General features: G+C 68.4%; 8 protein-coding genes. 5 read left to right on the forward strand and 3 right to left on the reverse strand.

What is annotated here, in order from left to right; translation table 11 throughout:
- Positions 1 to 97: 97 nt before the first annotated feature.
- The 5 genes from LPC10_RS13425 (at position 98) to LPC10_RS13445 (ending at position 5,162) form a co-directional block, all read left to right on the forward strand.
- Entirely contained in the window at positions 98 to 2,593 is a 2,496-nt protein-coding gene (locus LPC10_RS13425) for a heavy metal translocating P-type ATPase (RefSeq protein WP_370644487.1), read from the forward strand.
- On the forward strand, positions 2,590 to 3,006 hold the full coding sequence (gene cueR / locus LPC10_RS13430) for a Cu(I)-responsive transcriptional regulator (RefSeq protein WP_231342259.1): 417 nt from the start codon (positions 2,590 to 2,592) through the stop codon (positions 3,004 to 3,006). The genes LPC10_RS13425 and cueR overlap by 4 nt, the downstream gene beginning before the upstream one ends.
- A 63-nt stretch (positions 3,007 to 3,069) precedes the next feature.
- On the forward strand, positions 3,070 to 4,242 hold the full coding sequence (locus tag LPC10_RS13435; RefSeq protein ID WP_231342260.1) for a M20 aminoacylase family protein: 1,173 nt from the start codon (positions 3,070 to 3,072) through the stop codon (positions 4,240 to 4,242).
- 234 nt (positions 4,243 to 4,476) lie between these two features.
- Positions 4,477 to 4,749, forward strand: coding sequence for a hypothetical protein (locus LPC10_RS13440; protein WP_231342264.1), 273 nt, complete (start codon positions 4,477 to 4,479; stop codon positions 4,747 to 4,749).
- Positions 4,750 to 4,832: 83 nt separating this feature from the next.
- Positions 4,833 to 5,162 (forward strand): YnfA family protein, encoded by a 330-nt coding sequence (locus LPC10_RS13445; protein WP_231342266.1) that lies wholly within the window; start codon positions 4,833 to 4,835, stop codon positions 5,160 to 5,162.
- Between the two features lie 18 nt (positions 5,163 to 5,180).
- Here LPC10_RS13445 and glgB read toward each other — a convergent pair whose 3' ends face one another.
- The 3 genes from glgB to LPC10_RS13460 all read right to left on the reverse strand — a co-directional run bounded on the left by glgB (position 5,181) and on the right by LPC10_RS13460 (position 14,420).
- The gene (gene glgB / locus LPC10_RS13450; RefSeq protein WP_231342268.1) at positions 5,181 to 7,538 is read right to left on the reverse strand and encodes a 1,4-alpha-glucan branching protein GlgB; all 2,358 of its coding nucleotides are present in this window, start codon (positions 7,536 to 7,538) and stop codon (positions 5,181 to 5,183) included.
- Between the two features lie 70 nt (positions 7,539 to 7,608).
- Positions 7,609 to 10,875 (reverse strand): maltose alpha-D-glucosyltransferase, encoded by a 3,267-nt coding sequence (gene treS / locus LPC10_RS13455; RefSeq protein WP_231342270.1) that lies wholly within the window; start codon positions 10,873 to 10,875, stop codon positions 7,609 to 7,611.
- A gap of 170 nt (positions 10,876 to 11,045) precedes the next feature.
- Positions 11,046 to 14,420, reverse strand: coding sequence for a maltotransferase domain-containing protein (locus tag LPC10_RS13460; RefSeq protein ID WP_231342272.1), 3,375 nt, complete (start codon positions 14,418 to 14,420; stop codon positions 11,046 to 11,048).
- Between the last annotated feature and the right edge of the window lie 119 nt (positions 14,421 to 14,539).

Consider the following 14,539-nt stretch of genomic DNA (forward strand, 5'->3'; position numbering starts at 1 on the left):
CCATCGTTCGAGATGCGGTGCTGCATCGCCGAAAGCGGCGGCCTGACGCGACCGGCCCCTTGACCTTCCCACGATGGGAAGGACCATCTGAGGCGGCATGGAATCTCATCTCGCCCCCCCTGCCATGCCGCCTGCGCCCGCAGGCGCCAAGGCCTCAGCCCGCATCACCCTGCCCGTGGAGGGCATGAGCTGCGCCTCCTGCGTCGGCCGTGTCGAACGGGCTCTCGCCGCCCTTCCCGGGGTGGCGGATGTCTCCGTCAACCTCGCCACGGGACGCGCCAGCCTCGAATTGCCGGAGGGCACGCCGCCTTCCCGCGCCGTCGAGGCGATCCGCGAGGCCGGTTACGATGTGCCCGAGACGGTCACGGCCGTCGCCGTCGAGGGGATGAACTGCGCCTCCTGCGTCGGGCGCGTCGAGCGCGCGCTTCTGGCGATGCCCGGCGCGACGTCGGCGAGCGTCAATCTCGCCACCGGCCGGGCCGAGCTGCGCCACGCCGTCGGTGCGGTCATCCTGGGTGATGTCGAGACGGCCGTGCGGCAGGCCGGCTACGAGCCGCGCCGGCTCGATGCGCCGCAAGCGGCCTCTCCCGAGGAAAGACAGGAGCGGGAGGCGGCCGCGCTCCGCCGCGACCTGATCCTCGCGGCGGTGCTGTCGAGTCCCATCGTCGTCCTCGACATGGGCGGCCACGTCCTGCCGGGCTTCCACCACGCAGCGACGAGCATGCTCGGCGCCGGCTATGCGTGGTTGCAGGCTGTGCTCGCGACCCTGGTGCTGGCCGGGCCCGGCCGCCGCTTCTTCCGGATCGGCGTGCCGAACCTGCTGCGCGGCCATCCCGACATGAACGCCCTCGTCGCCCTGGGGTCCGGGGCGGCCTATCTGTTTTCGCTGGTCTCGACTGCGGCCCCGTCCTGGCTGCCGGAAGGGTCGGCGCATCTTTACTTCGAGGCGAGCGTCCTCATCATCACGCTGATCCTGCTCGGGCGTACCCTTGAGGCCCGCGCCAAGGGGCGAGCCGGCGCAGCGATCGCCCGGCTGATCGATCTTTCGCCCAAGACCGCGCGGCGGGTAGAGGGCGCGAACGAGCGCGAAGTGCCGGCCTCCGACCTTCGGGTCGGTGATCGGGTGCGGGTGCGACCCGGGGAGCGCGTGCCGGCGGACGGCACCGTCGCGTCCGGTGCCTCCTTCGTCGATGAGAGCATGATCACCGGCGAACCGGTTCCCGTGAAGAAGGAGGAGGGCGCCCGCGTGGTCGGCGGCACCCTCAACACCACCGGCAGCTTCGACCTCACCGTGGACCGCACCGGAGCCGACACCGCGTTGGCGCGGATCGTGCGGATGGTCGAGGAGGCGCAAGGCGGCAAGCTGCCGATCCAGGCGCTGGTGGACCGGGTGACCCTGTGGTTCGTGCCCGCCGTCATCGCCATCGCCGTTCTGACCTTCCTCGCTTGGCTCGCTTTCGGGCCCGCGCCGGCGTTCGGCCATGCGCTGGTCGCGGCGATCTCCGTGCTCATCATCGCCTGCCCCTGCGCCATGGGTCTGGCGACGCCGGTCTCAATCATGGTCGGTACCGGCCGGGCCGCGGAGCGCGGCGTGCTGTTCCGCCAGGGCGCCGCACTCCAGGCCCTGCGGGATGCCCGCGTCATCGCCCTCGACAAGACCGGTACGCTCACCGAGGGCCGCCCCCGCCTGACCGATCTCGTCACTGCGTCCGGCTTCGCTCGCGAAAGCGTGCTGGCCCTGGCAGGCGCCGTCGAGGCGCGCTCGGAGCATCCGGTCGCCCGCGCCATCGCCGACGCGGCCCGGGAAGCCACGGCCCTGCCCGAGGCCGAAGCCTTCACGGCGGTGCCGGGCCACGGGGTCTCGGCGCGGGTCGAGGGGCGGAGCGTCGCCCTCGGCAACCGCCGCTACATGAAGCGGCTCGGAATCGCGACCGATGAACTCGATGGTGAGGCTGCCCGGCTCGCGGGTGAGGGCAAGAGCCCAATCTTCGCCAGCATCGACGGCCGGCTCGCTGCGCTCGTCGCCGTGGCCGATCCGATCAAGCCGGAAGCGCGGACGGTCATCGAGGCCCTGCGCGCCCGCGGCCTGACGGTGGCGATGCTGACGGGCGATGCCCGCGCCACCGCCGAAGCAGTCGCACGCGCGCTCGATATCGACGCGGTCGAGGCCGAGGTGCTGCCCGAGGGCAAGGTGGCGGCCCTGCGCCGCCTGCGCGAGGCCCATGGACCGGTCGCCTTCGTCGGCGACGGCATCAACGACGCGCCTGCCCTGGCCGAGGCCGATATCGGTATCGCCATCGGCACGGGCACCGACATTGCGGTCGAGAGCGCCGACGTGGTTCTGATGTCGGGTGCGCTCGGCGGGCTGGTCGAGGCGGTGGTCCTGTCGCGGGCGACACTGGCCAACATCCGCCAGAACCTGTTCTGGGCGTTCGCCTACAACGCGGCTCTGATCCCGATCGCCGCCGGTGGGCTCGCCGCCTTCGGCGGGCCGCAGCTCTCGCCGGTGCTCGCGGCTGGGGCCATGGCGTTGTCCAGCGTCTTCGTCGTCGGCAATGCGCTGCGTCTGCGCCGGGCGGGAGCGGCTGCATGAGCGAACGATCCGTCACCATCGGCGAGGCAGCCCGTGCCACGGGCGTCTCGGCCAAGATGATCCGCTACTACGAGGAGACGGGCCTGCTCGGCCCCGCGGGCCGGACCGCGTCCGGCTACCGCGTCTACAGTGAGGGCGACCTGCACGCCCTCCGCTTCGTCCGCCGCGCCCGCGATCTCGGCTTCTCGATGCGGGAGATCGCCGATCTTCTCGCGCTCTGGCAGGATCGCTCCCGCGCCAGCGCGGCGGTCAAGGCGGTGGCGCTCGACCATGTCGCCGACCTGCGGCGCCGCATCGCCGAATTGGAGGCCATGGCCCGCACCCTCGAACACCTGGCCGAGCGCTGCTGCGGCGACGACCGGCCAGACTGCCCGATCCTCGACGATCTGGCGGGAGGGGAGGTGGCGCGCTGAGGCTTGGCCGTTGACCCGCGGTTGGCCTTCTGCTTGCTGGGACCCTCCGGAAAGGTTGGATCCATGCCCGTCATCGACCGCATCGTCGATCTCTCGGAGGAGATCACCGCCTGGCGGCACGATCTCCACGCCCATCCCGAGCTTCAGTACGACGTGCATCGCACGGCGGGGTTCGTGGCGGACAAGCTGCGCGCCTTCGGTTGCGACGAGGTCGTCACCGGTATTGGTCGGACCGGCGTCATCGGGGTGATCCGCGGGCGAGCGCATGGCTCGAACCGAGCAATCGGCCTGCGCGCCGACATGGATGCCCTGCCGATCCAGGAGATCCGCGACCTTCCCTATCGCTCGACCGCGCCCGGCAAAATGCACGCCTGCGGCCATGACGGGCACACCGCCATGCTGCTCGGGGCTGCCAAGTACCTCGCCGAGACACGCGATTTCGACGGTCGTGCCGTCCTGATCTTCCAACCGGCGGAAGAGGGCGGCGGCGGCGGCGAGGCGATGGTGCAGGACGGGATGATGGAGCGCTTCGGCGTCGAGGCGGTCTACGGCCTGCACAACATCCCCGGCCAGCCGCTCGGCACCTTCGCCATCCGCCCCGGCCCGATCATGGCTTCGACCGACCGCTTCACGATCCTCATCGAGGGCCGGGGAGGGCACGCAGCCCTGCCACAGGCCGCGGTCGATACCGTGGTGGTGGCGAGCCACATCGTGGTGGCCCTGCAATCCATCGTCGCCCGCAACATCGATCCGCTCGACTCGAGCGTCGTCTCCGTCTGCGCCTTCGAGGCGGGCGAGGCCTTCAACGTACTGCCGCAGACGGCGGAACTGCGCGGTACCATGCGGGCGCTGACCCCGGACGTTCGCGGCCTGATGCACACCCGTCTCGCCGCGATCGCCGAGAACGTCGCGGCGGCCTTCGGTGCGCGGGCGAGCATCGACTTCGCCAGCGGCTACCCAGCGACCGAGAATCATCCAGCCGAGACTGACTTCATGGCCGACATCGCCGCACAGGTCGTCGGCGAAGAGCGGGTCGAGCGCGACGTGGCGCCGATGATGGCGGCGGAGGATTTCTCCTACATGCTCGCCCATCGGCCGGGCGCCTACATCTTCATGGGCAACGGCGATTCCGCCGGCCTTCACCACCCGGAATACGACTTCAACGACGCGGCCATCCCCTACGGCGCGTCCCTCTGGGCGCGGATCATCGAGACGGGGTTGCCGCCACGGGAGTGACACGGTTTCCGTTCGATGGCTTCGGCGCCTTTCGCTGCCTGACGCGGCATGGCCCTGGCAATCCGGAGCCGCGCGCTTCCGCCGAACCTCGCGGCTGGAGCTTCAGCTTCCTCGGTGACGAGCAGGGTCATACCGTAGCAATCCGCTCCATCGGTTGGAGGTCCGAGGCTGCCTCGTTGCGGAACTGCGACCGGATTCGGGCGATGGTCTCGCGCGTTGAAGACGAGGTGAGCGATGACGGAGCTGGAGACGAAGCGTGCGGCTGTTGCCGACCTACTGGCGCGCATCGAGGGGCTCGACCCACAGAACCGCGCCATCTTGGACCAGCGGGTCGAGAGGGCGGTGGAGGGCTTCGATCCCGGAGCCCCCGAACCCACCGATCCGGCGCGCGCCGATCTCCATCGGCTTCTGAGGGATTACCGTGATTTACGGGATCTGCCAGCCGACCGTGCCAATGTGCGGCTGGCAGAGAAGGGCGAGGTGTTCGCACCGGAGGATGATGCGTAGCCGGGGGGACAGCCCCAGCCTCCCGCCTCAACAACTGCTCAAAACGCCTTGGCGCCGGGCCCGAACCGGGCCAAGCGTTGCCGATGAGCAGAACCCTTCTCGCCTATTCGGGAGCCGCACTGGCCGAGATCGCCGGGTGCTTCGCCTTCTGGGCGTGGCTGCGGCTGGAGCGGACGGCCTGGTGGGTTGCACCGGGGATGGCTTCGCTGGCGCTGTTCGCGTGGCTTCTCACCTTGGTGGAGAGCGATGCCGCCGGGCGCACCTACGCTGCCTATGGCGGCGTCTACATCGTCGCCTCGATCCTCTGGCTCTGGGGGATCGAGGGGCACCGGCCCGACCGCTGGGACATGGCCGGCGGGGCGATCTGCCTCGCCGGGATGGCGGTCATCCTGTTCGGTCCGCGGGGCGGCTGAGCCGCCCCGGTTCGACGGTCAACCCTCGCGGATCAGGATCAGGGTCGAGAGCGGCGGCAGCGTCAGGCTCAGCGAGTGCGGCTGGCCGTGGCTCTGCTCCGGCTGGCTCTGCACGCCACCCATATTGCCGACATTCGAGCCGCCGTAGCGCTCGGCGTCGGAGTTGATCGCCTCGCGGTAATAGCCCGCCGCCGGAACGCCGACACGGTAACCCTCACGCGGCACCGGCGTGAAGTTCGAGACGACGATGGCGACCTCCCCCTCCGCCTTGCCCTTGCGGGCCCAGGCAATGACCGAGTTGTCGGAGTCGTCCGCCACCAGCCACTGGAAGCCGCCGGGCTCGACGTCGCGGACATAGAGTGCCGGCGTCGAGGTGTAGACGTGGTTCAGATCCCGGATCAGATCCTTGACGCCTGCGTGCAGGGAATCGTCGAGGAGGTGCCAGTCGAGCGACTGATTGTGGTTCCACTCGCGCTCCTGGCCGAACTCGCCGCCCATGAAGAGCAGCTTCTTGCCGGGGTGGCCCCACATGAAGCCGAAATAGGCGCGCAGATTCGCGAATTTCTGCCAGCGGTCGCCCGGCATCTTGCCGAGCAGCGAGCCCTTCCCGTGCACCACCTCGTCGTGGGAGAGCGGCAGCACGAAGTTTTCCGAGAAGGCGTAGAGCAGGCCGAAGGTCAGGTTGTGGTGGTGGTAGCGCCGGTGGATCGGATCCTCCGACATGTATTTCAGGGTGTCGTGCATCCACCCCATGTTCCACTTGAAGCCGAAGCCGAGGCCGCCGGTATAGGTCGGGTGCGAGACGCCCGGCCACGAGGTCGATTCCTCGGCCACCGTGATCGTGCCCGGAGCGTGGCTGTAGGTCGCCTCGTTGGTCTTGCGCATGAAGTTGATGGCGTCGAGATTCTCGTTGCCACCGTACTGGTTCGGGATCCACTCGCCCGCGCGCCGCGAGTAGTCGAGGTAGAGCATCGAAGCCACCGCATCCACCCGCAGGCCGTCGAGATGGTAGTGCTCCAGCCAGAAGCGGGCGTTGGCCGTGAGGAAGGCCGACACTTCGGTGCGGCCGAAATTGTAGATGTAGGTGCCCCAATCCTGGTGGAAGCCCTGGCGCGGGTCGGCGTGCTCGTAGAGATGCGTGCCGTCGAACAGGCCGAGACCGTGTGCGTCGAGGGGGAAGTGGCCGGGCACCCAATCGAGAAGGATACCGATACCGGCCGCGTGGGCGGCGTTGACGAAGGCGACGAAGTCGTCGGGCGTGCCGAAGCGGCTGGTCGGTGCGAACAGCGAGACCGGCTGGTAGCCCCAGGAACCGTCGAACGGGTACTCTGTGATCGGCAGAAGCTCGATATGGGTGAAGCCGAGCTCCTTGACATAGGGGATCAGCCGGTCGGACAGCTCCTTGTAGGTGAGGTAGCGGTTGCCCTCGCCCGGCACCCGCGCCCAGGAGCCGAGATGGACCTCGTAGACCGACATGGCGGCGTGGCGCGGGTCCTTCTCGCCGCGTGAGTCCATCCAGGCGCTGTCGTGCCATTGCGGCTCGTTGAGGCCCTGCAGCACGGAGGCTGTCTGCGGCGGGTGTTGGGCCCGGAAAGCGACCGGGTCGGCCTTGAGCGGCTGCAACGTCCCGTCGGGGCCGCGGATCTCGAATTTGTAGTTCTGGCCGGCCTTGAGACCGGGCACGAACAGCTCCCAGACGCCGCCGTTGAGCCACAGCCGCATCGGGTGGCGCCGGCCGTCCCAATCGTTGAAGTCGCCGACCACGCTGACCCGGCGGGCGTTCGGGGCCCAGACCGCGAAGCGGAAGCCGGAAATGCCGTCGAGTTCACCCGCATGGGCGCCGAGCACGCGGTAGACGAGGTTGCTGCCGATCTGGCGAAGGCCGTCGATCTCGCTCTGCTCCAGCGAGGGGCCGAAGCCGTAGGGATCGTGGCGGCGGGCGCTGGTGCCGTCCCAGGCCTCGACCTCGATCTCGTAGAGCGGACGGCCCTCGCTCTTCACGCTGGCGACGTAGAATCCATCCGGGTGGACGCGCTCGAACGGGATGCTCTGACCGCCGGTCACGAGCCGAGCCGACTTGGCCTCGGGCAGGATCGCACGGACTTCCCAAGCACCGGGCCCGACCTGATGCGGACCGAGCACGCCGAAAGCATCCCCGTGATCGGCCGCCATGACGGCGGCAACCGCATCGGGGTGGAGATGGCCGTCGCGGGGTTGCGACGCAGGACGGCCGACGCGCGGCGCTCCCCCATCTCCGCCCAACGAATCCGCCGGCCGGGGCGCGCGAGGCGCCTCGGTCGAACCTGACCTGTTCGGGACGTTGGCGGCCGCCTGCCCCTCGTTTCGAGCCGCGGCCTTCTCGTCCAGAGCCGTCATCCAGTCACCTCTTCCAGGGATTCGCCCTCGGGCCGGCGCGGGGATCGAGCCCGGCGCGAGGGCGTGATCGTCAGACCGAAGCGCGGTCGCGCTTGGCCTCATCCAGTATGTTGAGAACACCCCGTGCCGGGATTTCGATCCAGTCGGGGCGGTTGTTGACCTCGTAATCGACCTCGTAGAGCGCCTTGGTCAGCAGGCTCAGGCGCAGCAGGCCGCGATGCGTCTCCGCATCCTCCACCGCCGCCCGGCTGCCGGCCACGGCTTGTCCGTAGCCGTCGAGGAACGCTGCATCGATCATGCCGCGCCACGCGATCGCCGCGTTGCGGGCGCGCTCCTCGCTGTCGCCGAAGCGGGCGGTGATCTCGCGCACCACGGTCTCGGCCCCGTAGGCGAAAGAGCGCAGCATGCCGGCGACGTCGCGCAGCGGCGTCGATTTGGCCCGGCGCTGCTCGACAGGGCGCGAGGGCTCGCCCTCGAAATCGACGATGATGAGATCGCCCTCGGAGGCCAGCACCTGGCCGAGGTGATAGTCGCCGTGGATACGCGTCTTAGTGGCGCCCCGCAGCGGGCCGGCGGCCAGCTCGTCGATGAGGGTCTCGACCTCGCCACGGCGGGCGGCCAGCGCCTCGCTGGCCGACCCCGGCGACCACGCCGTGATCGCATCGAGGCCCTTGAAGGCCCGGGCTGCCTGATGGCGGGCATCGTTCACCAGCGCGGCGAGATCGTCGGCCTCGAAGGGCTCGACCGCGAAGGCCGGGTCATCGGTCTCGATCGAGAAGGCCCGATGCAGCTCGGCCGTGCGCTGGCCGAGCAGAATCGCCCAGCGCAGATGCGCGTTGAAGGCGTCCTCCGGCGTCGGCGCCTCGCTCTCGGGGGCGAGCACCACGGTCTCGAAGTCGCGCCGCAGGCCCTCCAGCATCAGCGTCCAGGCATCGCCCTGGTTCAGGACGAACTTCTGGAGGAGCGCCAGCGCCGTGCGGGTGCCGTCTTCGGCCACGTGCTCGACCACGCCGAGCAGAGCGGGCGTGTTGGCGAAATGCGCCTGCTCGGTGAGGAAGCGCCCGATCTCGATTTCCGGATGCGTGCCGGGCTGGAGGCGGCGCAGCAGCTTGAGCATCATCCGGGCGCCGATGGCGATCGAGGTGTTGCTCTGTTCGGCCGAGAGGCGGCGCACGTCGGCGGCCTCGAATGGCACCTCCGGATCGTAGGCCGAGGTCGTCGAGAAGACGATACTGCCGCGCTCGGACGGGATCGTCACGTCGTCGCGCATCGCTTCGATCAGGGCGACCGTGAAGGGGGCCGCGGCGGCGGCCTCGTAGAGCAGGCCGGTGCGCGGGCCGCGGCGCACGCGGGCGACCGCGTGGTCCAGCAGCGCCTCGTCCTCACGGCCTTCCTCGACCGCGAGCGGCACGAAATAATCCTGCCGCTCGCCGTTAGCGAGCGTCACCGCCACCCGCGGCAGCAGGAACTTGCCCTCGCCGGTGGCATCCTTGACGATGGCGCTGTCATCGACCTGCACCGACTTGATGCGCGAGCCCTTGGCGCCGAACCAGCGGCGCGAGCCGATGAAGGGCGGCGCCACGGTGCGCTCGAAGGCGGTGCGCTCGCGGCCCTTGATCAGGGTCTCGATGCCGCCGGTGAGCACCAGCGTGAACAGTTCGGGGCTCTGCGGCTGCGGGCCGATCTCGCCGGTATTCGCGACCGACAGCGAGAACCAGTAGAAGCCGTAGGCCGGCAGCGTCAGCAGGTAGGGCAGCTCGCCGATGGCCGGGAAGGCGGTGCCGCCGGTCAGCTCGATCGGGATCGCGCCGCGCAGGTCGGACAGGTCGAGCTGCACCGCCTGCGGCGCCCGCGATAGATTGGCGACGCAGAGGATGCGCTCGTTCTCGTGTTCGCGGATCCAGGCGAGCACCTTGCGGTTGGCCGGATAGAGGAACTGGATCGCGCCGCGCCCGAGCGCGACGGAGTTGTTGCGGATCGCGATCATGCGCCGCGTCCAGTTCAGCAGTGAGGTCTGCGCCTGGATCTGCGCTTCGACGTTGATCGCGTCGTAACCGTAGATCGGGTCTTGGATCGAGGGCAGGAACAGCCGCTGCGGGTTGGCGCGCGAGAAGCCGCCGTTCCGGTCCGGTGACCACTGCATTGGCGTGCGCACACCGTCGCGGTCGCCGAGATAGATGTTGTCGCCCATGCCGATCTCGTCGCCGTAATAGAGCACCGGCGTGCCGGGCATCGACAGAACGAGGGACTTCATCAGCTCGATCTTGCGCCGGTCGTTCTCCAGCAGCGGCGCGAGGCGGCGGCGGATGCCGAGATTGATGCGGGCGCGCCGCTCGGCGGCGTAGAACGACCAGAGATAGTCACGCTCTTCGGCCGTCACCATTTCGAGCGTCAGCTCGTCGTGGTTGCGCAGGAAGATCGCCCACTGGCAGCCTTCCGGGATCTCCGGGGTCTGGCGCATGATGTCGGTGATCGGGTGCCGATCCTCGCGGGCGATCGCCATGTACATCCGCGGCATCAGCGGGAAGTGGAACGCCATGTGGCATTCGTCGCCGTCACCGAAATACTGGGCCGTTTCTTCCGGCCACTGGTTGGCCTCGGCCAGCAGCATCCGGTCGGGATAGCTCTCGTCGAGCGCCGCGCGTATCTTCTTGATGACGTCGTGCGTCTCCGCGAGGTTCTCGCAGTTCGTTCCGTCGCGCTCGATCAGGTAGGGGATCGCGTCGAGGCGAAGCCCGTCCACGCCCATGTCGAGCCAGTAGCGCATCACCTCGATCACGGCTTCCAGCACAGCCGGGTTGTCGAAGTTCAGGTCGGGCTGGTGCGAGTAGAAACGGTGCCAGAAATACTGCTTCGCGACCGGGTCCCAGGTCCAGTTCGAGACTTCCGTGTCGAGGAAGATGATACGCGTGTCGCTGTACGGCTCGTCGGTGTCCGACCAGACGTAGAAGTTCCGTTCGGGTGATCCGGGAGGTGCCTCGCGAGCGCGCTGGAACCAGGGATGCTGGTCCGAGGTGTGGTTGATGACCAGCTCGGTGATGACGCGCAGGCCCCGCTCGTGCGCCGCCGCCACGAAGGCCCTGAAATCCTCCATCGTCCCGTAGGACGGGTTGATGTCGCGGTAGTCGGCGATGTCGTAGCCGTCGTCGCGCAGCGGCGAGGGATAGAACGGCATCAGCCAGATCGCCGTGACCCCGAGGTCGCGGACATAGTCGAGCTTCTGCGTCAGGCCCTCGAAGTCCCCGATCCCATCGTTCGACGAGTCGAAGAACGACTTGACGTGGATCTGGTAGATGATGGCGTCACGGTACCACTGCGGATCGCTGCGATCGATCATCCCGTCGCTGCCTCACGTCACTTTCGAGAGCGGAACCGGGCCGTGCGGCACCGGGCTGCGAGCCTCCTCGGCCCGCTTCTTGGCAAGAAGACGACGGTGAGCGCCGTATTCCGCCGGAACTAGAGCGCCCCGCGCCGAAAGTGGAGGCCGGCTCGGCGCGGGAGCGCGTGTCAGGAGCGCCGAGGCCGCAGCCGCCAGACGATCGCCGAACGGTCGGCGGGGTCGAGGGCGATCCGGTGGTTCTTGCCGTAGAGCTCGAACTTGTAGCCCGCGAGCAGATCCTCGACCTCGACCGCCCCGTCATCGGGCAGACCGAGAAGATGCAGCGGCACCTCGTAGGTGCATTCCTGGCGGTTCTTCGGATCGAGGTTGACCATCACGAACACGCAGTTGTCGCGCTCCGGCGTGACCTTCGCGTAGGCGATGATGTTGTCGTTCCAGGCCCCCGTGAAGTGGATGTTCCGGAAGTCCCACAAGGCCGGGTTGTCCCGGCGTGCCTGATTGAGCTTGATGATGTGCTCGCGGATATTGCCCGGGCGGTGATAGTCCCACGCCTTCAGCTCATATTTCTCCGAATCGAGGTACTCTTCCTTGCCGGGATACGGCGCGGCCTCGCACAGTTCGAAGCCGTTGTAGATGCCGTAGATCGACGAGAGCGTCGCGGCCAGTGTCGCGCGCACGATGAAGCCCGGCCGGCCGCTGGTCTGGAGATAGTACGGATTGATATCGGGCGTGTTGGCGAAGAAGTTCGGGCGATAGTACTCGCCCATCTCGCCGGCCAATTCCAGGGCGTACTCGGTCAGCTCCTGCTTCGTGTTGCGCCACGTGAAGTAGGTGTAGCTCTGCTGGTAGCCGGCCTTGGCCAGCTTCTTCATCATCTTCGGCCGGGTGAAGGCCTCCGCCAGGAAGATGGCGTCGGGGTACTGGGCATTCACCTCGCGCAGCATCCACTCCCAGAACGGGATCGGCTTGGTGTGCGGGTTGTCGACCCGGAAGATGCGAGCGCCATGCGCGCACCAGCCGAGGACGATGTCGCGCAGCTCGATCCAGAGCGAGGGCAAAGCCCCGCCGTAGAAATGGACGTTGGAGATGTCCTCGTACTTCTTCGGCGGGTTCTCGGCGAATTTCAGCGTGCCGTCGGGGCGCCACTCAAACCATTCCGGGTGGTTCTTGATCCACGGATGGTCCGGCGAGCACTGGATCGCGAAGTCGATGGCGACTTCCATGCCGTGCGCGTGGCTCGCGGCAACGAGCTGGCGGAAATCTGCAAGCGTGCCGAGTTCGGGATGCACGGCCTCGTGGCCGCCTTCTTCCGAGCCCACCGCGTAGACCGAGCCGACATCGCCGGGCTGCGCCTTGAGCGTGTTGTTCTTGCCCTTGCGGTTCGTCTTCCCGATCGGGTGGATCGGGGTGAAATAGAGCACGTCGAAGCCGAGTTCGCGGATCTCGGGCAGGCGCCGGATCACGTCCGCGAAGGTACCGTGGCGGTTCGGATCGCCGGATTGCGAACGCGGGAAGATCTCGTACCAAGCCGAGAAGCGGGCGGCGAGGCGGTCGGCGATGACCGGGATGTTCACCGGATAGCGCGAGAGGTTCACCCGCTCGGCGTTGCGCCGGATCAGCGCGGTCGATTCGGGGGCCAGGATCTTTTCGAGGATCACGGGCGAGCCCTCGGGCTCGGCGGCGAGCGAGCGGATCAGCGCATCGAGCCGCTGCTTGTCGGCGCCGCTCGCCAGATCCTCGGCGATCTGGATCAACTCGACGCCCTCGATCGTCTCCAGGCGCACATCGATGCCGGCATCGCGCTTCTTCAGAGTGTCGCGGACCCAGGAGGAGAAGCCGTCGCGCCACGCTTCGATGGTGAACTCGTAGCGGGCGTTCCTCTCGAGTGGGAAATGGCCGGCCCAGCGGTCGTTGTCGACGAACACCATCGGGTCGCGTCGCCACGTCTCCTCGCCGACGACGCGGGAAAGGATCGCCGCGTTGATGATCTCATGGCCGTCGGAGAAGATATCGGCCTCGACACGGACCTGCTCGCCGACGACACGCTTCACCGCCGAGCGGCCGCCGTCGATCTCCGGCGTCACCGCCTCGATGACGACGCGGCCCTTGCCTTCCGGTGTCGTCGGCGGTGGCGGGGCGGCGACCTTGGCGCGCTCGGCCACGAGGATGCGGATCTCGCCTGGCTGCAGATCGATGCTGGCACCCGGATGGAAGGCGATGGGCTCGGCTTCGGGGGTCCGGTCGATGAAGGTGCCGAGCTGGCCGCCGGTCCGCTCGATGAGGCGGCCGGCATCGACCGGGGCCGGTGTCTCACCCGGATTGAACAGGATCAGCGTGGCCGAATGCGCCGAGGCCGGATGGCCCGTATCGGTGCGGAACAGGGCGGTGAAGGGTGCGTCGGGCGCCGAAAGGCGCATCTGCGCGCCCTCGACATTGGCGGCCGGGATCTCAGCCTTCAGCGCGTTGATCGCCGCCACATAGCCCGAGATGTCGATGCCGGTTTCGTGCTCGCGCGAGCCGGGATGGGTCTCGACGACGTGGAGCGCTCGGGCATAGCCCCACTCGTAGCCGATCGGCATCAGCACGCCGGCCGAAAAGAAGGCCGCCAGCGCGTATCGCGTCTTCAGCCGCTGGGCGACCGCCTCCGCGCCGCCGGGGATGTCGGCGGCGAGCCGGCTCATGTCGTGATTCTCGGGGAAGGCGATGGAGGGGGCGACTATCCGCAGCCGCTCGTACTGCTCCAGAGCCCAAGGTGCTTTGAGATTCCACCACGCGAAGGAGTTGAACAGATAGTCGAAGCCCGCACCGGCCGTCGCCTGCGCCTCCTCGAAGGTGCAGCCGAGGGTTTCGGCGGCGAACAGCGTGTCCGGCTCACGCTGCTTGGCGGCCTGGATCAGAGCCCGCCAGACATCCGGCGGCACCTTGTAAGCCGCATCGCAGCGGAAGCCACGTACGCCGAGGCGCTGCAGCCGGGCGATGTAGCCGTCGAAGATTCGGGTCAGCTCGTCCCGCGCATGTTCGGAATGGTAGTCGAGCTCGATCAGGTCCCCCCAGACCGTGCGCTTCGACGGATCGTCCGGATCGATCGCTGCCGGGCTCACCGGCTTGCCGTCGGCGTCCCGCACGAACAAGTTGGGCCGCTCGTGGAACAGGCGGGCGTTGTCGGCGGTGTGATTGATGACGAGGTCGCTCATCACCGAAAGGCCGTGCGACGCCGCCGCCCGGCAGAAGCGGGTGATCTGCTCGTCGTCGGGCGTGCCGTCGGGATCGCGGAACCGCTCATCCAGCGCGTCGAGATCGGCCACGGCGTAGAGGCTGCGTGAGCCGCCGGTCTGGTGGAACGGGTTGAGATAGACCCAGTCGAAGCCGAGACCGGCGATGCGCGGCAGTTCCGTCGTCCAGGCCGAGACCGTACCGACGAGGAGCGGGAACAGGTTGTAGATGCGCGGACCCTGGGCGCGGGGCGCGAAGGCGGCCGGCAGGGCCACGGTCTCCGCCCCAGTCCGGGTCGCGGGCGCCATCGCGGTGTTCGGTGCGTTCATCGATCGCCTCCGTCTTGTCGCTTCACGCCTTGGCGCGTTCTGATGGGTCTTGAGCCGCAGGGTGGCCGTCCGGAAACGCCCGCGGCTCCGGTTCGGTCACCGCGTCAGGGCCGATGACC

This window comes from Methylorubrum sp. B1-46, assembly GCF_021117295.1.
Lineage (GTDB): Bacteria > Pseudomonadota > Alphaproteobacteria > Rhizobiales > Beijerinckiaceae > Methylobacterium.